General features: G+C 70.1%; 18 protein-coding genes and 2 pseudogenes. 5 read left to right on the top strand and 15 right to left on the bottom strand.

Annotated features, from left to right (window positions below):
- Window positions 1-89: 89 nt before the first annotated feature.
- The 4 genes from MQN93_RS23235 to MQN93_RS23220 are packed head-to-tail and all read right to left on the bottom strand — an operon-like array spanning window position 90 to window position 5644.
- Window positions 90-1052 carry an ABC transporter substrate-binding protein gene (locus MQN93_RS23235; protein ID WP_016433857.1) on the bottom strand — a complete coding sequence of 321 codons (963 nt, stop codon included), beginning with the start codon at window positions 1050-1052 and terminating at the stop codon, window positions 90-92.
- A gap of 13 nt (window positions 1053-1065) precedes the next feature.
- Window positions 1066-3066, bottom strand: coding sequence for an ABC transporter permease (locus MQN93_RS23230; protein WP_242711109.1), 2001 nt, complete (start codon window positions 3064-3066; stop codon window positions 1066-1068).
- Window positions 3066-4154, bottom strand: a complete 1089-nt coding sequence (locus MQN93_RS23225; RefSeq protein ID WP_016433859.1) for a quaternary amine ABC transporter ATP-binding protein — start codon at window positions 4152-4154, stop codon at window positions 3066-3068. The genes MQN93_RS23230 and MQN93_RS23225 overlap by 1 nt, the downstream gene beginning before the upstream one ends.
- Before the next feature lie 20 nt (window positions 4155-4174).
- On the bottom strand, window positions 4175-5644 hold the full coding sequence (locus MQN93_RS23220; protein WP_016433860.1) for an aldehyde dehydrogenase family protein: 1470 nt from the start codon (window positions 5642-5644) through the stop codon (window positions 4175-4177).
- 220 nt (window positions 5645-5864) lie between these two features.
- Between MQN93_RS23220 and purU the strand changes: the two genes are divergently transcribed.
- Window positions 5865-6737, top strand: coding sequence for a formyltetrahydrofolate deformylase (gene purU, locus MQN93_RS23215; protein WP_016433861.1), 873 nt, complete (start codon window positions 5865-5867; stop codon window positions 6735-6737).
- 64 nt (window positions 6738-6801) lie between these two features.
- Here purU and MQN93_RS23210 read toward each other — a convergent pair whose 3' ends face one another.
- Complete coding sequence (locus MQN93_RS23210; protein ID WP_242711108.1) at window positions 6802-7647, bottom strand: methylenetetrahydrofolate reductase; 846 nt, start codon at window positions 7645-7647, stop codon at window positions 6802-6804.
- Window positions 7648-7651: 4 nt separating this feature from the next.
- Window positions 7652-9340 carry a choline dehydrogenase gene (gene betA / locus MQN93_RS23205; protein ID WP_242711107.1) on the bottom strand — a complete coding sequence of 563 codons (1689 nt, stop codon included), beginning with the start codon at window positions 9338-9340 and terminating at the stop codon, window positions 7652-7654.
- A 187-nt stretch (window positions 9341-9527) separates the two neighbouring features.
- Here betA and MQN93_RS23200 point away from each other — a divergent pair, with 187 nt between their 5' ends.
- A complete protein-coding gene (locus tag MQN93_RS23200; RefSeq protein WP_158693307.1) occupies window positions 9528-9923 on the top strand; it encodes an STAS domain-containing protein in 396 nt (131 codons plus the stop codon).
- Window positions 9924-9987: 64 nt separating this feature from the next.
- Here MQN93_RS23200 and MQN93_RS23195 read toward each other — a convergent pair.
- Window positions 9988-10842, bottom strand: a pseudogene (locus MQN93_RS23195) (SpoIIE family protein phosphatase); the annotation flags it as partial.
- A 136-nt stretch (window positions 10843-10978) separates the two neighbouring features.
- Between MQN93_RS23195 and MQN93_RS23190 the strand changes: the two are divergent.
- Window positions 10979-11440, top strand: a complete 462-nt coding sequence (locus tag MQN93_RS23190; RefSeq protein ID WP_242711106.1) for a CBS domain-containing protein — start codon at window positions 10979-10981, stop codon at window positions 11438-11440.
- A gap of 254 nt (window positions 11441-11694) precedes the next feature.
- Window positions 11695-12993, top strand: coding sequence for an ArsB/NhaD family transporter (locus MQN93_RS23185; protein WP_242711105.1), 1299 nt, complete (start codon window positions 11695-11697; stop codon window positions 12991-12993).
- A gap of 28 nt (window positions 12994-13021) precedes the next feature.
- Here the strand turns inward: MQN93_RS23185 and MQN93_RS23180 are convergent, their stop codons facing one another.
- From MQN93_RS23180 to MQN93_RS23170, 3 genes are all read right to left on the bottom strand, one after another.
- Window positions 13022-14083, bottom strand: a complete 1062-nt coding sequence (locus MQN93_RS23180) for a PucR family transcriptional regulator (protein WP_016433868.1) — start codon at window positions 14081-14083, stop codon at window positions 13022-13024.
- A 158-nt stretch (window positions 14084-14241) separates the two neighbouring features.
- Window positions 14242-15762: an SPFH domain-containing protein gene (locus tag MQN93_RS23175; RefSeq protein ID WP_242711104.1), complete on the bottom strand. Its 1521-nt coding sequence runs from the start codon at window positions 15760-15762 to the stop codon at window positions 14242-14244.
- Between the two features lie 90 nt (window positions 15763-15852).
- The gene (locus tag MQN93_RS23170) at window positions 15853-16362 is read right to left on the bottom strand and encodes an NfeD C-terminal domain-containing protein (protein ID WP_242711103.1); all 510 of its coding nucleotides are present in this window, start codon (window positions 16360-16362) and stop codon (window positions 15853-15855) included.
- A 253-nt stretch (window positions 16363-16615) separates the two neighbouring features.
- On the opposite strand from MQN93_RS23170, the gene MQN93_RS23165 reads away from it, so the two are divergent.
- Entirely contained in the window at window positions 16616-17362 is a 747-nt protein-coding gene (locus tag MQN93_RS23165; protein ID WP_037781526.1) for an IclR family transcriptional regulator, read from the top strand.
- 9 nt (window positions 17363-17371) lie between these two features.
- Here the strand turns inward: MQN93_RS23165 and MQN93_RS23160 are convergent, their stop codons facing one another.
- The 5 genes and pseudogenes from MQN93_RS23160 to MQN93_RS23140 all read right to left on the bottom strand — a co-directional run.
- Window positions 17372-18505 (bottom strand): aromatic ring-hydroxylating oxygenase subunit alpha, encoded by a 1134-nt coding sequence (locus MQN93_RS23160; RefSeq protein WP_016433872.1) that lies wholly within the window; start codon window positions 18503-18505, stop codon window positions 17372-17374.
- 138 nt (window positions 18506-18643) lie between these two features.
- Window positions 18644-19804: an NAD(P)/FAD-dependent oxidoreductase gene (locus MQN93_RS23155; RefSeq protein WP_242711102.1), complete on the bottom strand. Its 1161-nt coding sequence runs from the start codon at window positions 19802-19804 to the stop codon at window positions 18644-18646.
- Window positions 19801-20163 carry a bifunctional 3-phenylpropionate/cinnamic acid dioxygenase ferredoxin subunit gene (locus MQN93_RS23150; protein WP_242711101.1) on the bottom strand — a complete coding sequence of 121 codons (363 nt, stop codon included), beginning with the start codon at window positions 20161-20163 and terminating at the stop codon, window positions 19801-19803. Before MQN93_RS23150 ends, MQN93_RS23155 begins: the two co-directional genes overlap by 4 nt.
- 235 nt (window positions 20164-20398) lie before the next feature.
- A complete protein-coding gene (locus MQN93_RS23145) occupies window positions 20399-21031 on the bottom strand; it encodes an MBL fold metallo-hydrolase (protein WP_242711100.1) in 633 nt (210 codons plus the stop codon).
- Window positions 21031-21345, bottom strand: a pseudogene (locus MQN93_RS23140) (S-(hydroxymethyl)mycothiol dehydrogenase); the annotation flags it as partial. The pseudogene MQN93_RS23140 and the gene MQN93_RS23145, both read right to left, overlap by 1 nt.

Here is a 21345-nt window from a genome sequence, read left to right as displayed (position 1 = left end):
AACGGCCCTGGACGAGGCAATGCCCGGCGGGCGGTGCACAGGTGTGCACACCGCCCGCCGGGCATGGGGCAACTGCTGTCAGACAGGGCTCACTTGGTCCAGGCGTCCACCTTGTCCTTGTTGGCCTCGACCCACTTCTTGGCCGCCGCCTCCGGCGTCATTTTCTCCACCGCGATGTACTTGGCCACCGTGTTCTGGTCGTCGTTGGTCCAGTGGAACTTCTTCACCAGGTCGTAGGCGGGGCTGCCCGACTTGGCGAACTTGGCGCTGACGATCTTGTCGAGGTCGTAGACGGGATAGTCACAGGCGATCTTGGCCGCGTCCGCGTCGCAGCCCTTCTTGTAGGGGGGCAGGGCGACCTTCTTCAGCGGCACTTCGGACATGAACCACTGCGGCTCGTAGAAGTAGCCGAGCACCCATTCCTTGTTCTTCTCGGCCTTGCGGTAGGCCTGGATGAGCGCGGTCTCGCTGCCCGCGTACACCACCTTGAAGTTCAGCTTCAGATTCTTGACCAGGGCGGCGTCGTTGGTGACGTAGGAGGGGTCGCCGTCCAGGAGCTGGCCCTTGCCGCCGGACTCCGAGGTCTTGAACCTGTCCGCGTACTTGTTGAGGTTCTTGTAGTCGAGGATGTCGGGGTGCGCCTTGGCCAGCCACGGCGGCACATACCAGCCGATGACGCCCTTGTTGCCGGTGGAGCCGGCCTCGACGGCGGTCTTCTGGTCGGTGATGTACTTCTTCTTCAGGTCGTCGTGGCCCCAGTTCTCCAGGACGGCGTCGATCTCGCCGGTCCCGAAGCCCTGCCAGGCGATCTCCTCCTTGAGGTCCTTCTTGTTGACCGTGCAGCCCAGGTCGTGCTCGGCGACGTACGCGACGACCGCCGCGTCCGCCTCGTAGCCCACCCACGGGTTGACGGCCAGGTTGAAGGTGCCGCACTTGCCCGAGCTGCCGCCCGAGTCCGCGGAATCGTCGCCGACCTTCGCGCCTCCGCACGCGGTGAGGGTGAGGCCGAGGACGGCCAGGCCGGCCGCGCCGGCTCGCCACTTTCTTGCCATGGTGTCCTGCTCCTTAAGCACCGGTGCGTCGCGCCGCAGCCTGAGTGATCCGGTCGAACATGACTCCGAGCAGTACGATCGCGAGCCCCGCCGCCAGCCCCTTGCCGTACAGCTCTCCCTGCGAGAAGCCGGCCACGACGTCGTAGCCGAGGGCGCCCGCGCCCACCAGGCCGCCCACAACAACCATCGACAGCACGTAGATCAGGCCCTGGTTGGTCGCGAGGGTCAGGGCGCTGCGTGCCATCGGCAGCTGGACCTTGGTGATGATCTGCCGGGTGCTGCACCCGGCGGAGGTGGCCGCCTCCACGGTGGTCTCCGGCACCGCGCGCACACCGTCCGCGATGATCTTTATGGCGACGGGTGCCGCGTAGACGACGGCGGCGACGATGGCCGTGAAGCGGGTCGCGCCGAACAGTGCCAGGAACGGCACCAGATAGACGAACGGCGGCATGACCTGTGCCGCGTCGAGGGTGGGCCGCACCAGCCGGTCCACCAGCATGCTGCGTCCCATCCACACCCCGAAGACGATGCCGAGGACCATCACCAGGACCGTCGCCACCAGCGTGGAGGCGGTGGTGGTCATGGCGTCCGACCACACGCCGGTGCCGACCAGCAGCCCCACGCACACCGCGGTGGTGATGCCGGCCTTCCAGCCGCCGAGCACCACGGCGAGCGCGACCAGCACCATGCCGACCAGCCACCAGGGCGAGTCGGTCAGCAGGGACTGGAACGGGTTGAGCAGCACGTTGGTGATCACGTCGCGGATCGCGTTGGTCAGGCCCGAGAGGTTGTCCTGCGCCCAGTCGGTGACGCTGTCTGCGGCACTGGCGATGTGGCTGCCGACGGTACCGTCGCCGGGGAAGTCGGCCGCCCACACATAGGTGTGCGACAGATAGATCAGTACGGCGGTGACGACGGCGCCGGCGCCGAGCAGCGGGGTGCGCCACTTCAGGAAGCGGTTCTTGGAGCGGCGGGCGTTCTCCTCGCGGGTGCTGGCGGCCGTGGTCACCCGGTCCAGCACGATCGCCATGACGACGATGGCGAGGCCCGCGTTGAAGGCGGTGCCGACGTCGAGGGACTGCAGTGCCTGCACGACGGTCTTGCCGAGGCCGGGCGCGTCGATCAGGGCGGCGATGGTGACCATGGCCAGGGCGGCCATGATGGACTGGTTGACGCCCATCACCACGGTCCGCTTGGACATCGGCAGCAGCACCTTCTGCAGCGACTGCCGCCGGGTCGCGCCCAGCGAGTGGGCCGCCTCCGCCGTGGTCTCGGGTACGGAGCGGATGGCGTGCGCGGTGATGCGGATCGCCGGCGGGGCCGCGTAGATGACGGTGGCGATCGTCGCGGAGGCCGGTCCGATCAGGAAGACCAGGGTCAGCGGGGCGAGATAGACGAAGGTCGGCATCGTCTGCATGAAGTCCAGCAACGGCGTCACGATCCGGTTGAACCGGTCGGACAGTCCCGCCCAGATGCCCAGCGGGATGGCGAACAGCAGCGCCACGAACACCGCGGAGACCGTCAGGGCCAGGGTGTCCATGGACTCCTGCCACAGTCCCTGCAGCCCGAAGAAGGTGAAGCCGGCCACGGCGAGCAGCGCCACGCGCCAGTTGCCCACGGCCCAGGAGACATAGCCCGCGATGCCGACCACGCCGAGCCAGCCGATCACCGGGACGGGCCGGCCGGCCGGGGGCTGGGAGATCAGATGCTGGTCGAAGGTGACCAGGTTGTCGATGACCAGCCGGATCTCGTTGAAGAAGTACAGGAAGAGCGGGTTGGAGTTGCGGTTGGCGCCGACGGAGTCGTTGACGTCGTTGAACCACCGGTGCAGATCGGTGAGATCGGCGGTGGCGAGCGTGAGGGTCTGCCTGCCGCGCAGCACGAAGAACAGCACCAGCCAGGCGACCAGGATGCCCGCGACCACCGTGGTCCGGTTGGCCTTGAGCGCCTTCCTGGCGGGCGCCTCGGGTTCGACCGGTCCCGCCGTGTCGGGTTTCTCGATGGCGACGGTCATCACGCGCCGCCTTCCTGCCCGGCCACCACGGAGAGGATCTCCTCGTCGCCGACGATGCCGAGCAGCTTGCCGTTCTCGACGACCTTGACCGGCCTGTGGGCCGCGAGCACGGTCCGGGTGGCCTCCCGTACGACCACGTCGGGGCCCAACTCCGGTCCGTCCAGGGCGTCTTCGTCCTCCGGCGCGCGCATGATCCAGCGCAGGGTGAGGACTTCGCCGCGCGGCACGTCCTTGACGAACTCGCGGACGTAGTCGTCGGCCGGGGCGCCCACCAGTTCGTCGCCGGTGCCGCACTGGACCATCCTGCCGTCGCGCATGATCAGGATGCGGTCGCCCAGCTTGAGCGCCTCGGAGAGGTCGTGGGTGATGAACACCATGGTCTTGCCGACCTCGTGGTGCAGCCGGATGACCTCGTTCTGCATGTCGCGGCGGATCAGCGGGTCCAGGGCGGAGAACGGCTCGTCGAAGAAGAGCACGTCCGGGTCGCCGGCCAGGGCGCGGGCGAGGCCCACGCGCTGCTGCATACCGCCGGAGAGCTGGTCGGGGTAGGAGTTCTCGTAGCCGGACAGCCCGACCAACTCCACGACTTCCAGGGCTCGTCGGGTGCGTTCGGCGCGGCCCATGCCGCGGATCTCCAGGCCGAAGCCGACGTTGTCGACGACCCGGCGGTGGGGCAGCAGCCCGAAGTGCTGGAAGACCATGGAGAACTTGCTGCGGCGCAGGTCGCGCAGCCGCCTGTCGTCGGCCTGGCGGATGTCCTGGCCCTCGAAGACGATCTCGCCGGCGGTGGGTTCGATCAGCCGGGTCAGACAGCGCACCAGCGTGGACTTGCCCGAGCCGGACAGGCCCATGACGACGAAGACCTCGCCGGGCGCCACGTCGAAGTCGATGTCGCGCACGGCGGCGGTGCAGCCCGTGCGGTCCATGAGTTCGCGGCGGGTCAGGCCGCACAGTTCCTCGGAGTCCGGCACCCGGTCGGCCTTCGGTCCGAACACCTTCCACAGCCCGCGCACGGATATGACCGGAGTCCCGTCCGACTCCTCGGGAGTGCCGCGCCGCTGCGCCACCTCGGTCTGAGTTGGGGTCACGATCGACCTCTTTTCGGCGTTCAGCCGCGAAACCAGCGCTGCGGCCGGGGTTGGATGTTCTGCCAGATGTGCTTGGGCTCTCGGTACTCGTCCAGGCCGCTGCGTCCCAGCTCCCGGCCCACGCCCGAGTGCCCGAAGCCACCCCATTCCGCCTGGGGCACATAGGGGTGGTAGTCGTTGATCCACACGGTGCCGTGGCGCAGCCGCCGGGCGACCCGCTGGGCCCTGCCCGCGTCCTGGGTCCAGACGGCGCCGGCGAGTCCGTAGTCGGTGTCGTTGGCGATGCGTACGGCATCGTCCTCATCGGTGAAGCGTTCCACGGTCAGCACGGGCCCGAAAGACTCCTCGTGCACCGCGCGCATGTCCTGCGTGCAGGCGTCGAGGACGGTCGGCGGGTAGTAGTGGCCGTTGCCCAGCGCCGGGTCGTCCGGGCGGGCGCCGCCGCAGCGCAGCACGGCGCCCTCGGCGATGCCTGCCGCGACGTAGGCCTCGACCTTCGCCAGGTGCTGCGCGGAGATCAGCGGCCCGGTCTCGGCCTCGGGGTCGAAGGGGCCGCCGAGGCGGACGAGGCGGGCGCGGCGCACGACCTCGTCGACGAAGCGGTCGTGCAGCGTGTCCTCGACGATCAGCCGGGCGCCGGCCGAGCAGACCTGCCCGGAGTGCAGGAAGACGGCCGTCAGCGCGAAGTCCACCGCGGCCTCGAAGTCTGCGTCGGCGAACACCACGTTGGGGTTCTTGCCGCCGAGTTCGAGGGCCACCTTCTTCACGGTCGCGGCGGCGGAGGCCATGATCCGCTTGCCGGTCTCCAGACCGCCGGTGAAGGAGACCAGGTCGACGTCGGGGTGCTCGGACAGCGGGGCGCCCACCTCGGGGCCGGCGCCCAGGACGAGGTTGGCGGCGCCGGCCGGCAGGCCCGCCTCCTCAAGGGCCTTCATCAGCAGGATCGAGGTGGAGGGGGTGAGCTCGCTGGGCTTGAGGATGATGGTGTTTCCGGCCACGAGCGCCGGGGCGACCTTCCAACTCGCCTGCAGCAGCGGGTAGTTCCAGGGAGTGATCAGCCCGCAGACACCGACCGGCTCGTAGACGACACGGCTCACGGCGTCGTCGCGGCCGGTGTCGACGACGCGTCCGGCGTCGGTGCCGGCGATGCCGCCGTAGTGGCGGAAGCAGGAGACGACGTCGGCGATGTCGTACTCGCTCTCCACCAGCCGCTTGCCGGTGTCCAGCGACTCGGCACGGGCGAACTCCTTGGCGTCGCGTTCCATGAGGTCGGCGGTGCGCAGCAGCAGTGCGCCGCGCTCCCGTTCTGGGGTGCGGGGCCAGGGTCCCTCGTCGAAGGCGCGGCGGGCCGCGGCGATCGCTGCCTCCGCGTCGGGGCGCGTTCCTTCGGCCACGGTCGCGACGAGCGTGCCGTCGGCGGGGCAGCGGATGTCGCGCCGCCCTTCGGCCACCGGCTCCCGCCATTCGCCGTCCACATACAGGTGTGCCACGCGCCAAGCCCTTCAGCCGAAATGCGTTGCGCATCGTGCATTCGATTGCTTGTGGTGGAACACAGTGGCGAAAGCGCCGACGCCCGTCAAGTGGTTGGCGGATGACGATTCGGCCAGGGGGGCCATGAGCGGGCCACCCCTTGACCGCAGCCGCACGACGAGCCGACCATGTTGCGCATCGCTCACCATGTTGTGCCATATGCACCGACGGAGGCCGCTCATGTCCCCTCGTCCCCAGCCCGGCCGCAGTTACGTCCTCACCCTGTCGTGTCCCGACAGCGCGGGACTGGTCCATGCCGTCAGCGGCTTCCTGGTCAGGAACTCCGGCAACATCCTGCAGAGCCAGCAGTTCGACGACCGGCTCCAGGACCGCTTCTTCATGAGGGTCCACTTCGATGTGTCCGATCCCGACGCGGATCTGCAAACCCTGCGTTACCGCTTCGGCCCGGTCGCCGAGGCCCACCGCATCTCCTGGACCCTGCACGACGCCTCGACCCCGACCCGGACGCTGATCATGGTGTCCAGGTTCGGCCACTGCCTGAACGACCTGCTCTTCCGCAGCCGCACCGGCGCCCTCAACATCGAGATCCCGGCGATCGTCTCCAACCACCGCGACTTCGAGGGCCTGGCGCGGACCTACGGCATCCCCTTCCACCACATCCCGGTCACCAAGGACACCAAGCCCGAGGCCGAGGCACGGCTGCTGGAGCTGGTACGGGAGCTGGACATCGACCTGGTGGTGCTGGCCCGCTACATGCAGATCCTCTCCGACGACCTCTGCAAGCAGCTCGAGGGCCGCGCCATCAACATCCACCACTCCTTCCTGCCCAGCTTCAAGGGCGCCCGACCCTACGAACAGGCCTACGCCCGCGGCGTGAAGCTCGTCGGCGCGACCGCGCACTATGTGACGCCCGACCTCGACGAGGGCCAGATCATCGAGCAGGACGTGGTCCGCGTGGACCACTCGCTCGACCCGTCCGAGCTGGTCACGGTGGGCCGTGACGTGGAGGCCCAGGTGCTGGCGCACGCGGTGAAGTGGCACAGCGAGAACCGTGTGATGACGGACGGCAACCGCACGGTGGTCTTCCGCTGAGCGTCACGCGCGTCAGGGCGGGCCGGGGTATCCGGCCCGCCCGCTGCCGTACACGGAATCGGTGCTACGAGGCCGCCGTCCCGAACCGCTCCAGCAGCGTCCGGCGCCAGCGCTCCGTCTCGGCGATCTGGTTGAACGTGAACAGGTGCAGCCCCGCCACGCCCGCCGAAGGAGCGGTCAGCGCCCGCTCGCTGCGCGCCAGGAGCCCGTCGGGCGAGTAGCCGCCCGGTGCCGCGAAACGCCAGAACCACGACGCGTGCCTGGTCAGAAAGCGCGTCGACTCCCCCACCCCGATCCTCGTCGCCACGGCCAGCAGCTTCGCCCGCTGCACCGGCCCGGCGACGCCCACATACAGGGGCAGGGTGATGCCCCGCCGCCGTATCCGGGCGATCCACTCCCCCAACACCCGTGGATCGAAGCAGAGGTTGCTGACGATGTGGTCGGCGTGGGCCTGCTTGTCCCACATCGCCTGCACGGTGAGGTCGTCGTGGATGAGCGGATGGCTCTCGGGATAGCCGGTGATGCCCACGCGGGCGAACGGGCCGCCCAGTTCGGTCAGCCGGCGCAGCACCGGCAGCGCCCCGTCGTAGGGCCCGGCCGGCGGGTCCGCGTCGCCCGCGGGCACGAAGACGTCGTCCACGCCCGCCCCGCGCAGCCGCTCCACGACCTCCTTGAGGTGGACGTCGTCGCGCAGCAGCCGCGCGGGAACGTGCGGCACGACGCGGTAGCCGTGCGCGGTGAGCCGGCCGGTGAGGTCGAGCGTCGGCTCCAGGCCCTTGACCGGCGACGCCGTGACGGTGAGCACGACGTCGCGCGGGACATGGGCGAGGACCGTCTCCTCGGTCGCCCGCGCGGGCAGCACCTCGTAGCGGACGCTCTCCAGCAGCGCCCCCAGTCCTGCGGCACCCAAGGTGTCACCCCGTCTGCTTCTGGGCGTCGCGCTGCTTCTTCGCGTCGGGGTGGCGGTAGTACGCGGCCTTGGAGGCGGGCAGCGGCTCCTTGCCCAGGATCAGGTCGGCGGCCTTCTCGGCGACCATCATGACCGGGGCGTAGATATTGCCGTTGGTGACGTACGGCATCACCGACGCGTCCACCACGCGCAGGCCCTCCAGGCCGTGCACCCGCATGCTGGTGGGGTCGACGACGGACATCTCGTCGGTGCCCATCTTGCAGGTGCAGGAGGGGTGCAGGGCGGTCTCGCCGTCCTTGGCGACCCAGGCGAGGATCTCCTCGTCGCTCTCCACGGACGGTCCGGGTGAGATCTCGCCGCCGTTGTAGGGGGCGAGCGCGGGCTGGTTGAGGAGCTTGCGCGCGACGCGGACGGCCTCGACCCACTCGCGGCGGTCCTGCTCGGTGGAGAGGTAGTTGAAGCGCAGGGCCGGCTTCACGTTCGGGTCCTTGCTCCTGATCTTCACGGAGCCGAGGGAGTTGGAGTACATGGGCCCGACGTGGACCTGGTAGCCGTGGCCGCCGGCGGGCACCGAGCCGTCGTAGCGGACCGCGATCGGCAGGAAGTGGAACATCAGGTTGGGGTAGTCGACGTCCTCGTTGCTGCGGGCGAAGCCGCCGGCCTCGAAGTGGTTGGTCGCCGCCGGGCCCTTCCTGAACAGCCACTGCAGACCGATGTAGGGCGCCCGCCACTTCGCCAGATACGGCTGCATGGAGACGGGTTGCCTGCAGGCGTACTGGATGTAGACCTCCAGGTGGTCCTGCATGTTCTCGCCGACGCCCGGCAGGTCGTGCACGACGTCGATGCCGAGGGCGCGCAGTTCCTCGGCGTTGCCGACGCCGGACAGCTGCAGCAGCTGCGGGGAGTTGATCGCGCCGCCGCAGAGGATGACCTCCTTGGCGCGGACCTGCTGTACGGCGCCCTTGCCGCGCCTGAACTCCACCCCGACCGCCTTCTTGCCCTCGAACAGGACGCGGGTGACCAGGGTGCGGGTCCTCACGGTGAGGTTGGGCCGCTTCATGGCGGGCTTGAGGTAGGCCTTCGACGCCGAAAGGCGGCGTCCGCGGTGGACGTTGCGGTCGAACTTCGCGAAGCCCTCCTGACGGTAGCCGTTGACGTCATCGGTGGGGGCGTAGCCCGCCTCCTCGGTGGCCTTGAGGAAGGCGGTGAAGAGCGGGTTGGTGGCCGGGCCGCGCTCCAGGACGAGGGGGCCGTCGTGGCCGCGGAACTCGTCGTCCGGGTCGGCGGCGAGGCAGTTCTCCATGCGCCGGAAGTACGGCAGGCAGTGCGCGTAGTCCCAGCTCTCCATGCCGGGGTCGGCCGCCCAGCGCTCGTAGTCCATGGGGTTGCCGCGCTGGAAGATCATGCCGTTGATGCTGCTGGAGCCGCCCAGCACCTTGCCGCGGGCGTGGTAGACGCGGCGGCCGCCCATGTGGGGCTCGGGCTCCGACTCGTACTTCCAGTCGTAGAAGCGGTTGCCGATCGGGTGGGTCAGCGCCGCCGGCATGTGGATGAAGACGTCCCACGGATAGTCGGACCGGCCGGCCTCCAGGACCAGCACGCGGTGGGCCGGATCGGCGGAGAGTCGATTCGCCAGCGCACTGCCGGCCGAACCGCCGCCGACGATGACGAAGTCGTAGTGCAGGGGAGCCATGGTGCCTCGTCTCGCTCGCGCCGTCGGTGTCCGACGCATGCTAGCGCCGTACCGCGATGCGCACCAGGTTGCGAACAACGCAACCTCGAAGAGCCGTAGCAGGGCCGCCGGATGCGCGACGGGGCGACAGATTCGCATGACATGCGGCGGTCTGGGCAGGCGAGAACCCGAAGGGCCCTGCCTGCGGGTGGCCGGGACCGCGAAGCGGGAGGCGGACATGGAGGTGCAGCCGTTGCGGCTCACGCCTCGCTGGATGGATGCCTACCTCCTGGTCATCGAGGCGGAGGGGGTCTTCGACGCGGAGTCGGCGCCCCTGCTGTGCGGGCCGCTCGTCCGGCTGCTGCGGGTGGGGCACCGCCAGTTCGTGATCGACTTCCAGCGGGTGACACGCTTCGACAACGCCGGCATCCAGCTCCTGGCGGCGGCCCGGCGCACCATCCACGCCGGGGGCGGCATGCTCACCCTGGTCGCCGGCCCGGACGCGCGCAACGCCCTCAAGACCGCGGACCTCGACCGACCGGCCCTTCTGTACGGCAGCGTCGTCGAGGCGTCGCGGGCGTGCAGGGCCGCGCACCGCCGCTGACAGCGACGCATGACCGGGCACTGCCCACCGCAAGGAGCGTCAGGTCTCGTGCGGATTTCCCTTACAGGGCCTCCAGGGCACGCTCGGCGTCGGGGTCCTTGAGCAAGTCCGCCCGGTCACCAAGTGGGTAGAACGATCCCCCCGCGTCCCGCGTTTCGGTGACCCCGTCGGGTGTACGGCAGCAGCTGTTCCCCGGGAGCGAAGTCCACCCGGTAGGGCTTCGGGCCGTCGGCGCCGTGCGCCCCCAACCCGAGAGGCAGGGCGAATGCGAGCGGTTGCGGGAAGCCACGCTGCGCTCCAGACGCTCGCCGAGGCTCACCAGGTCGGGTTCGTCGTGGGCCGCTGCCCGGAAGGCACCGAGCACCACCGCGGCGGCCTCCACCGCTGCCAGCCCTTTGCCCTGCACATCACCCACGATCACCCTGATCCCGTGCGGTGAGGCGACCATCTCGTACAGGTCGCCGCCGATGCGCGCCTCGGCGACCGCCGACGTGTACGACACCGCCGCCTGGAGCGGACCCGCAGTACGCGGCACCGGCCGCAGCAGCACCCCCTGCGCCACCTCCGCGATCGACCGAACACTGGCCAGCTCCGCCTCCCGGCGCCTGCGCGTCACCGCGGCCGCGACGCCCACGCCGGTGACTCCCGCGACCGACGCCATCGCCGTGAAGCCCCGCCGCTCCTCGAAGAGCCCGTCGTACACCCCCAGCGCCACGCACAGGACCAGCGCCACCGCACCGGTCAGCGCCGTACGCCGCCACCCGCCGACCAGTCCGGAGAACGCCGGGCCGAGCGAGACCAGCGGCAGGAACCCCACCCCGGGACCGGCCACGATGTCCGCCCCGGCCACGACCGCCATCACCGCCGCCGGCGTCCAGGACAGCAGTGCGGACCCGGGCGTCGGCCTCTCCACGGTCATGCGTCCTCCAGCGAAGTTCCCGCGCTCGCCGCGCTCGCTCATGAAGGCTGGTCTGGACACGGCAGACCGCGTGACGCTTCCTTGCAGAGGAACGTGGAGAACGTAGAGGAACACAGAGCGAAAGCTGGAGCCGACCGTGCGGGCACGTGACCTGGTAGTGGAGTACGAGACCGTCGGCGTCGACACCGACGCGATGTCGGCGGCGCGGCTGATGGCCGAACACAGGCTGCCCGCCCTGCTGGTCCTCGACGAGAGGGGTGCGCCGAAGGCGATCCTGCCCGCCTCCCAGATGGTCAAGGCCGTCGTCCCGGGCTACGTCATCGACGACCCGACCCTGGCCGCGGTGGTCGACGAGCGCCATGCGGACCGTCTCTGCCAGGCGCTCAAGGGCCGTACCGTCCGCGACTGCCTCACAAAGAGCGTTCCCGCGCCACCAGTGGCCGAGCCGGACTCGACGGCACTGGAAGTGGCGGCCCTGATGGCACAGGTGCACAGCCCTCTCGTGGCGGTCGTGGACAAGGACGGGACCGGTGTGCGTCTGCTCGGCGTGATCACCGCCTCCCACCTTCTGGAGCGGCTGCTGAACGCGGCCTCCTGACACCGTCGGCGGTCGGTATCCCTTCCGTGCGGGCCTCCTTGCGCCGTCAGTGATCTGTCAAAGAGGCGTCAAGAGAAGGTAGGGTCTGCCTCGGTGTGCCGGGAAGTCTGGTCGGCGAGCAGGGGATCACTGTCTCTTCCGATCGGAGCGTCCGCGATGGTGCAGGCCATGGTGCGCACTCGTCGGCGACGGCTTTCCCCGACCGCCCCAGTGTTCGCCTCCGCAGTCGTCCAACGCGCCGCAGGCGGAGCACCATGAACGACTGGCACAGCTGGGCGGCGCTCGTCGTATTCGTCGGCGCATACGCCCTGATCATCAGCGAGAAGATCCACCGTGTCGCCGTGGCCCTCGGCGGCGCCGGCCTGATGCTGGCGATCGGCGCGACCGACGACGTCTCGGCGTTCTACTCCGAGGACTCCGGCATCGACTGGAACGTCATCTTCCTGCTGATGGGCATGATGATGATCGTCGGTGTGCTGAAGAAGACCGGCATGTTCGAGTACCTGGCGATCTGGGCGGTCAAGCGCGCGCACGCGCGACCCTTCCGGGTCATGGCCATGCTCGTCGTGATCACGGCGGTCGCCTCCGCACTGCTCGACAACGTCACGACGGTCCTGCTGATCGCCCCGGTGACCCTGCTGGTCTGCGAGCGTCTCGCGCTGCCCGCCGCGCCGTTCCTGATCGCCGAGGTGATGGCCTCGAACATCGGCGGCACGGCGACCCTCGTCGGCGACCCGCCCAACATCATCGTCGCCAGCCGGGCCGGCCTGACCTTCAACGACTTCGTCGTCCACCTCGCCCCGCTCGCGGCTGTCCTGGTGGCCGTCCTGATCGCCCTGTGCCGGGTGATGTTCCGCGGATCCTTCGTCTACGACGAGGAGCGCGCCGCCGAGATCATGGCCCTGGAGGAGGGCGAGGCCATCAGGAATCCGCGCCTGCTCGTCCAGGGGCTGGTGGTGCTGGCCCTGGTGGTGGCCGGGTTCGTGCTGCATCCGGTGCTGCACTACGAGCCGAGCATCGTCGCCCTGCTCGGCGCGGGACTGCTCGTCGCCGTCTCCACGGTGGACACGTCCGAGGTCCTGGCCGAGGTGGAGTGGCCCACGCTGGCCTTCTTCGCCGGCCTCTTCGTCATGATCGGTGGCCTCATCGACACGGGCGTCGTCAGCGAGGTCTCCCACGAGCTCGCCGATCTGATCGGCGGCAGCGAACTGGGGGGCTCCATGACCCTGCTGGGCGGCTCCGCGGTGCTGTCGGGCATCGTCGACAACATCCCCTACGTCGCCACCATGGCGCCCATCACGGCCGATCTCGTGCACGACATGGGAGGTTCGAGCGACCACGTCATGTGGTGGGCCCTGCTGCTGGGGGCCGACCTGGGCGGCAACGCCACGGCCATCGGTGCCTCCGCGAACGTGGTCGTCCTCGGTATCGCCGAGCGCAACCGGCAGCCCATCTCCTTCTGGCAGTTCACCAAGTACGGCCTGGTCGTCACGGCGGCAACCGTGGCGGTCTCCGTCGCCTATGTGTGGGTGCGCTACTTCGCCCTCGCCTGAACCGGCACGACCACGAGCCGGGTGAGGGTCACACCTCGGCGTCCGGCCAGCCGAGCAGCCTGGCTCCGATCACGGCGGTCTGCAGGGTGTAGCGGTGCACGGGGTCGGCCGGGTCGGTGCCGGTGAGCTGGTGGATGCGCGCCAACCGGTAGGTCAGGGCGCGCACGCTCAGACTCAGCCGGCGTGCCGCCTCGGCCGCGACGCAGCCCGCGTCGAAGTACGCGGTCAGGGTGTCGACCAGGGGCTGTGCCCCGCCACGGGCGGCCTGCAGGGGGCCCAGTGTGCTGCGGACGAGATCGGCCATGGCCTGCCGGTCCCGGGTGAGGACCGGGTAGACCAGGAGATCGGCGGCGCGCAGGACCGGCTCGTCCAGGTCCAGGCGTTCGGCCAGGTCGAGAGCGTTGAGCGCCTCCTCGTAGGAGTGGACGACACCGCCGGCGCCGGGATGGGCCCGTCCGACGGCGACCCGGCCGCCCTCGGTGACCGCGTACGCCTGCTTGGCGAAGAACGTCAGGACTTCGTCCTGGTCACCGGGAGCGATGCAGATCAGCCGCCCGTCCTTGGTGGCGAGCAGGATCCGCCGCTCACCGAACCGCGCGGACAGCGCGCTCTCCACCTGCCGGGTGGCCGGGTGCGTGTCGTCGACCGCGGTGTGGCCCTGCGACACGGCGACCGCATGGGCGTGGGAGAGCAGCAGGCCGAAGCGCTCGGCGCGTTCGGCGAGCCGGCCCAGGTGGCTGCGGCCGTGGAGGAGGTCGTCGACGAACTCCCGGCGGGCGGCCTCCTGTTGACGCACGGCGAGCCTCTGCGCCCGCTCGTGTCCCTCGGCGAAGGCGTCGATGGCCTGCTCCACGGCGGCCAGCGTGCGCTCCCCTCCGGCGGCCGGCAGTGTGGGCCATATCGTGCGGGTCGCCGCGAGATGGCGGCGGACCAGTGTCCGCAGTCCGTGCCCCGCCTCCGCGGCGCGCTCCCCCTGGGCGCGCAGGGAATCCAGTTCGTCGCGGGTGAGGCGGCGGCCGGTGGCGCAGACATCGGACAGGATGCGGGCGTATGCCGTCAGGTGGTCCTCGTCCGTCTCCGACACCGTCACGCGCCTCTCCCCGTCCTCGATGCGTTCCCGGCGACGTCCTGGCACCGGGATCGCGCGTCGCCAGGGCATCAATACTGCCGGATCGCGGCAATGCGCGGTCCTGAGGTCCCGGGCTCAGGGGAGGCGTGCGGTCCGCGGACAGCCGTGCGGCTCAAGGCTCAACCGGCGATCTCGATCTTTCCGTTGGCGGCGGGCTCGGGCCGCGTGCCGTCGGCCTGCCGCGTGATGCCCTTCAGCAACTCGGCGAGGTCGAGTCCGGTGGTGGAGCTGATGAGTTCCACCCCCTGGGCCACGTTGTCGGCGACGGTGCGCGACAGCCGACTCGCTCCGTCGGTGGAGATGACGGTCATCTTGTCCACGGCGCCGAGCGGTTCGGACGCCTTGGCGACCACCTGCGGCAGGACCTCGACGAGCATCTGAAGGACCGCCGCGTCACCGTACTGCCCGAACGCGTCGGCCTTCTTCCGCATCGCATCGGCCTCGGCCGTCCCCCTGGCGCCGATCGCCGCCGCCTCGGCCTCGCCCTCCAGCCGGACCGCCTCCGCGACCGCCGCACGCCGGGCCCGCTCGGCCTCGCCCTTCTTCTGGCCCTCCACAGCCTCCGCCTCGGCCAGGGCGGAGCGTCGCTGCTTCTCGCCCTCACCGGTCAGCCGAGCCCGCTCGGACTCCGCCTGTGCGGCCGCGATGCCCGCCGCCTTCTCCGCCTCGGCCTGCTTGACCCTGGCGACCCGCCTGGCCTCGGCCTCCTGCTCGGCGGCGTAGCGCTGGGCGTCGGCGGGCTTGCGGACCTGGGTGTCGAGCTGGCGGTCGGTCAGTGCGGCCTGCCGTTCGGCGACCTTCTCCTGTTCGGTGAGGATCTCCTGTTGCCTGGCCGCCTCCGCCAGCGGGCCCGCGGCCGCCGCACGGGCCCCGGCCTCGTCGGTCTCGGCCTTGATCTCCGCCTGCTTCAGGGCGAACGTGCGCTGCGCGACCGCGATCTCCTCCTCGGCCTTCAGCCGGGCCTGTTCGGCCGCCCGCCGGGCCACCGCCTCGGCTATGTCGGCCTCCTGCTTCGCCCGTGCCGCCTCGGGCCGTCCGAGGTCCTCCAGGTAGGAGCCCTCGGTGGTGATGTCCTGGATCTGGAAGGCGTCCAGCACCAGGCCCTGCCCGGACAGGCTCGCCTCCGCCTCCTCCGCGACCTGGCCGGCGAACGCGGCACGGTCGCGGATGACGTCCTCCACCGACATCCGGCCCACGATGGCACGCAGCGCGCCGGACAGCACTTCCTGGGTGAAGCCGACGATGCCGTCCTGCTGCATCAGGAAGCGCTGGGCCGCGGCACGGATGGAGTCCTCGGTGCCGCCGACCTTCACGATGGCGACGCCGTCCAGGTTGGCCTTCACTCCGCGCAGGGTGACCGCGCCGCGCACGGCGACCGGGATGTGCCGGGAGGACAGGTCGAGGCTGAACTTCTGCTGCACGAACGGCACGACGAAGACCCCGCCGCCGACCACGACCTTCTGCCCGCTGTTGTCGGTGAAGATCCGTCCGGTCTCGGGGTCGGTGGCCTTCTTGCCGCGGCGCCCGGTGACGATGAACGCCTCGCTGGGCCCTGCGACCTTGTAGCGCGTGACGACGACCAGTGCCAGCAGGACGAGGAGTACGACGACTCCGACCACGGCGACCACGACAGGACTCATGACAGTGCCCCCGATTCACGTAGAGGAAAAGGACATGCAGGAACAGAAGAGGTGCGAGAACAGAGGGAAGGTGGCGTAGGGAGCCGACGGTCAGCGGTCCACGGGGCGCACCAGGACCGAGGTCGCGGAAGGCGCCGCTTCCACCCACACCTCGGCGCCCCGGGCCACCGGGGTGGCGCTTCGCGCCGCGAACTTGAGCCGCTGCCCGGCGAGTTGCAGCAACACCTCGCCGAACCCGTCGGCGGGAATGGCCGTCACCACGCTCCCGGACGTGCCGACCAGGTCGTTCCCGGTGGGCGCCACCGCCGTCCGATCACGCATCAGGGCACGGCTGAAGCCATACGTCAGCCACGCCGTGCCCACCCCCGACAGCGCGCCGACGGTGGTGGCTCCCACAAGGCCGACCCCCGTGGCCGCCTGGGCGATCACCCCGCCGAAGCCGGTCATCGCCACGAAACCGGCGACGACCGGCAGCGACAGCCACCCGTCGAGACCACCGCCCAGCGCGCCGTCGAACGCACCGTCCAGCAGCCCGTCGAAGACCAGCGACAGGGCGAGCAGCACGACCCCCGCGATGCCGAGTCCAAGAAACCAGGCCATCCGTGCCGCCCCCTCTCACCCGTCGCCGATCTCCGGCTTGACGGAATCCTGACACGGTGGGACACGGTGATTCATTGCCGGATCCCGGCAATCTTTACGCGCCTTTGATGCCGTCTTCCGGCGACGTTGCATACGACGCGACGGCGCCCATTTCTATACCGGCAGGTAACAACTTGTGCCGTAGTGCGCGTATAGTTTCGCTGTGAGCAACCACAGTGAAGAGAAGGAAACATCCCATTCACCGGCCGGCGGGGTGCAGTCGGTCGACCGTGCCATCAGCGTGCTGGAGATCCTCGCGCAGCGCGGTGAGGCAGGTGTGAGTGAGGTCGCCGGTGAGATCGACGTGCACAAGTCCACCGCCTTCCGTCTGCTGGGTGCGCTGGAGGCGCGCGGGCTGGTGGAGCAGGCGGGTGAGCGGGGGAAGTACCGGCTCGGCTTCGGCATCGTGCGTCTCGCCGGAGCGGTCACGGGCCGTATCGACATCACGCAGCAGGGCCGGCCGGTGTGCGAGCGGCTCGCCGAGGAGCTCGGCGAGACCGTCAACATCGCGGTCATGCAGGAGCACTACGCGATCAACCTCTACCAGGTGCGCGGCCCCGGCGCGATCACGGCCCACAACTGGGTCGGCCAGCTGACCCCGCTGCACGCCACCTCCAGCGGCAAGGTGCTGCTGTCGCACCTGCCGTCCAAGGAACGGTCCGCCCTGCTGGCCGAGGCCGGTCTGAAGAAGGTCACCGCGCGCACCATCACGGCGAAGACGAAGCTCGAGAAGAGCCTGGCCGAGGTGCGCGAGCGCGGGTACGCCTGGACCCTGGAGGAGTTCGAGATCGGCCTGCACGCCATGGCGGCGCCGGTCCGCAACCGTGACGGCCAGGTCATCGCCGCGCTGAGCGCCTCAGGCCCGGCCTACCGCTTCACCGAGGGCCGCATGCACGAGCTGGCGCCGGTTTTGCTCAAGGGCGCGGAGGAGATCAGCCACCGGATGGGATACCTGGGCTGAGCCGTCCGGCTACCGAGGCTGCCGGGTGCCCAGGCGCTCGTGCACCCAGTCGTGGAACGCCCCGATGTGGTGCTCGCTCGGCACCAGGACGCCGCCCTTGGCGTACAGCCGGGAGCTCATGGCGGGCTGGGTGCGCTCGCAGGCGTCGAAGTCCTGGCGGTTGACCCGGTCGAAGAGCTCCACGGACCGGCTGACGTCCTTGCCGCCGTCCACGACGTGCGGCAGGTAGAGCCAGTCGCACTCGACGATCGTGCGGTCGACGGCCACCGGGTACATCCGGTGGAAGATGACGTGGTCGGGGACGAGGTTGATGAAAACCTGCGGCCGTACGGTGATGGCGTAGTACCGGCGGTCCTGGTCGTCCGCGACACCCGGGATACGGTCCAGTCCCTCCGAGCCGTCGACGGTGAACCCCTTGACGTCCTCACCGAACTCCGCGCCGTGTCCGACGTAGTACTGGGCGGCGTAACCGTCCGCGAACTCCGGGAGTACTTCCGTGAGTTCGGGGTGGATGGTGGCGCAGTGGTAGCACTCCATGAAGTTCTCGATGATGAGCTTCCAGTTGGCCTTCACGTCGTAGACGATCCGCTTGCCGACGGAGAGGCCGGCGATGTCGTAGTGGTCGATCGACTCGACGTCCCCCAGGCGGGCGACGACGTCCCCGATGACCTCCTCCTCGAAGGAGGGCGGGTCCTCGGCGAGGCAGACCCAGACATAGCCGAGCCATTCGCGCACGGCCACGTTCACCAGGCCGTACTCGGTGCGGCCGACGTCCGGCATCTTGGTGAGGTTGGGCGCCGCGACGAGCTTGCCGTCCAGGCCGTAGGTCCAGGCGTGGTACGGGCACTGGAAGGCCCGCTTGACCTCGCCGGACTCCTCGGTGCACAGCCGCGCGCCGCGGTGGCGGCACACGTTGAAGAACGCGCGGATCGACCCGTCGCGCGACCGGGTGACGAGGAGGGACTCGCGGCCCACGTCGACGGTCCGGAACGCGCCGGGCCGGGCGAGATCGGACGAGCGCACGACGCAGAACCACATGGTCTCGAAGATGCGCTCCTGCTCCTGGGCGAAGAGCGCCGGGTCCGTGTAGGAGGAACCGGGCAGGGTGGCGATCAGGCTGTCCGGCAGGCTGGTCGAGGTCACGGTGCACTCCTCGGAGGACTTGGAGGGGCTTGAGGGGAGCGCCCCGAAGGGGCGCGGGACTGTGTCGACATGCGGCTCCGCCGCGGGGCGCGAGCAACCACGACGGAGCCGCGCACGGACAACAACCCATGTCGGCGCTCACAGCGAAGCGGCAAGCTTCTTGCGCCAGCGCATGAACAGACGCGGCTGGTTCATTCCGAGCACCGCGACCGGCACACCGGCCCGCCGGTAGACGGCCAGGACGTTGCGATCGTCCACGACCCCCTCCTCGACCGTCACACTGTCGGCGCCGGCCGCATGCCCGGCGAACTGGATCTTCACGCCGTACTGGTCGGACCAGAAGTACGGTGGCCGGGGCACACCTGGCTCCAGCGCGCCGCCCGCCAGCAGGGTGGCGACGGCGGCGTCGGGGCGCTCACGGGCGCCGGTCCAGTGCTCGACGCGGCGGTGGGTGCCCGCCCGGGGGTCGTACCAGTTGGCGCAGTCGCCGACCGCGACCACCCCGGCCAGGCTGGTCCGCCCGTCGGCGCCGCACTTGACGCCGTTGTCGAGCTGGACGCCGGAGCCCTCCAGCCATTCGACGCACGGGCGGGCGCCGACCCCGACGACCACGATCTCCGCCGGGACGGTGCGGCCGTCCTCCAGCAGCACGGCCTCGACCTGGCGCTCACCGCTGAGGCCCTTGACACCGACGCCGCACAACAGCCGTACCCCGTGGTCCGCGTGGAGCCCGGAGACGACGGCGCCCATGGTCTCGCCGAGCGGTCCGGCGAGCGGGGTCGGGGCCGCCTCGATCACTGTCACGTCCCGTCCCAGGGCGCAGGCGGTGGAAGCGACCTCGGCGCCGATGAAGCCGCCGCCGATCACCACCAGCCGTCCCCCGCGGGCCAGTTCGTCCCGCAGGGCGCGGGCGTCGTCCAGCGTGCGCAGGGTGTGCACTCCGGCCAGGCCCTCCGAGCCCGGCAGGCTGCGCGCGGCGGCGCCGGTGGCGATGACGACGCCGTCGGCGCGGACCTCCCTCCCGTCGGCGAGCCGGACCGCGCGCCGTGCCGGGTCGAGTCCGGTGGCGCGGGCGCCGAGCAGCCACTCGGCCCGCAGGTCCTCGCCGTCCGTCTCCAGGACGAGATCGGCCTCGCCGATCGTTCCGGCCAAGAACTCCTTGGACAACGGCGGCCTGTCGTACGGGCGGTGGGGTTCGTCGCCGATGAGGACGAGCCGTCCGTCGTAGCCCTGCTTGCGCAGGCAGCGGGCCGCCGACAGACCGGCCAGCGAGGCGCCGACCACGGCGACCGTCCTCACGCGATACCCCCGGCGAGGCGGGCGGCGATGCAGGGCGGCAGGTTCGGGGCGTCCGTGGACAGGCGCACGTAGACCATGCCGTCCTCGATCACGACCTCGTGCGTCCGCACCGGGAGTCGGGCCGGCGGGGCGTCGACCGCGCCGGTTTCGAGGGCGAACTTCGAGGCGTGCAGCGGGCATTCCACCTCGCGGCCCTCCAGCCAGCCGTCGGCGAGCGAGGCGTCCTGGTGGGTGCAGGTGTCGTCGATGGCGAAGACCTCGCCGTCGTCGGTGTGGAACACCGAGACCGGTGGATCGATGTCGAGCCTGAAGGCCTCGCCTCGCGGGAGATCCGCGAGACGGCACGCGGGAATCATCATGACACCTCGGGTGCGTATAACGAAACGGATTGCGGTAAGCGCAACATCAGTCTGGGGTCGCCCAGAACCGCTGTCAAGGCGTTCCGGGAGCAGGTTTATGGCCCGAATCCAGTTGCTCAATATGCAACTTGCGGCAGCATGAGAAACGATTCGAGCGCAGGCGAGCCCGCTTTCCCGTCCGGACCGCGCCGGACGGAAAAGCGGGCTCGCCTGCGACTACGGCCCTGCTCAGCCCTCAGAAACCGCGGTCGATCCACTCCTGCAGATGCGGCGCCTCGGCGCCGACGGTGGTCGTCTCCCCGTGACCGGTGTGCACGGTGGTGTCCGCGGGCAGCGTGAGCAGCCTGTCGCGGATGGATTCGACGATGGTCGGGAAGTGGCTGTACGACCTTCCCGTGGCCCCCGGCCCGCCCGCGAAGAGGGTGTCGCCGCTGAAGAGCGCTCCGAGAGCGGGCGCGTACAGGCATACGGCGCCGGGGGCGTGGCCGGGCGTGTGCAGCACGGTCAGTTCGACGCCGGCCACCGACAGGGGCTGCCCGTCGGCCAGGTCGGCGTCGGGCATCCGGTCAGGATGCGTCTGCTTCCACAGCGGCAGGTCGTCCGGGTGCAGTAGGACCGGGGCACCGGTGCGGGCGGCCAGTTCGGGCGCTGCGTTGATGTGGTCGTCGTGGGCGTGGGTGCAGACGATGGCACACAGGGCCCGGTCGCCGACGGCCTCGGCGATCGCGTCGGCGTCGTGGGCCGCGTCGACGACGATCGCCTCGTGGTCGTCGCCGACGATCCAGACGTTGTTGTCGACGTCCCAGGTGCCGTCGTCCAGCGAGAACGTGCCCGAGGTGACGAGACGTTCGACGCGCACGCGGGCCATCAGAGCAGCACCACCGAGCGCAGGACGTCGCCCTGATGCATCCGCTCGAAGGCCTTCTCCACCTCGTCGAGCTGGATCGTCTCGGTGACGAACGCGTCCAGGTCCAGGCGGCCCTGGAGGTAGAGGTCGATCAACATCGGGAAGTCGCGGCTGGGCAGGCAGTCGCCGTACCAGGAGGACTTCAGGGAGCCGCCGCGGCCGAAGACGTCCAGCAGCGGCAGTTCGAGCTTCATCTCGGGGGTGGGCACGCCGACGAGCACGACGGTGCCGGCGAGGTCGCGGGCGTAGAAGGCCTGCTGGTACGTCTCCGGGCG

Source organism: Streptomyces spinosisporus (assembly GCF_022698145.1).
In the GTDB taxonomy this organism is placed as follows: domain Bacteria; phylum Actinomycetota; class Actinomycetes; order Streptomycetales; family Streptomycetaceae; genus Streptomyces; species Streptomyces spinosisporus.
This window is presented reverse-complemented; position numbering and strand designations above follow the sequence as displayed.

Coding starts and splice junctions, on each gene's coding strand:
- MQN93_RS23185 (WP_242711105.1), top strand. CDS start 11,695: ATGAACGACTGGCACAGCTGGGCGGCGCTCGTCGTATTCGTCGGCGCA.
- MQN93_RS23235 (WP_016433857.1), bottom strand. CDS start 1,052: ATGGCAAGAAAGTGGCGAGCCGGCGCGGCCGGCCTGGCCGTCCTCGGC.
- MQN93_RS23150 (WP_242711101.1), bottom strand. CDS start 20,163: ATGATGATTCCCGCGTGCCGTCTCGCGGATCTCCCGCGAGGCGAGGCC.
- betA (WP_242711107.1), bottom strand. CDS start 9,340: ATGGCTCCCCTGCACTACGACTTCGTCATCGTCGGCGGCGGTTCGGCC.
- MQN93_RS23175 (WP_242711104.1), bottom strand. CDS start 15,762: ATGAGTCCTGTCGTGGTCGCCGTGGTCGGAGTCGTCGTACTCCTCGTC.
- MQN93_RS23230 (WP_242711109.1), bottom strand. CDS start 3,066: ATGACCGTCGCCATCGAGAAACCCGACACGGCGGGACCGGTCGAACCC.
- purU (WP_016433861.1), top strand. CDS start 5,865: ATGTCCCCTCGTCCCCAGCCCGGCCGCAGTTACGTCCTCACCCTGTCG.
- MQN93_RS23170 (WP_242711103.1), bottom strand. CDS start 16,362: ATGGCCTGGTTTCTTGGACTCGGCATCGCGGGGGTCGTGCTGCTCGCC.
- MQN93_RS23145 (WP_242711100.1), bottom strand. CDS start 21,031: ATGGCCCGCGTGCGCGTCGAACGTCTCGTCACCTCGGGCACGTTCTCG.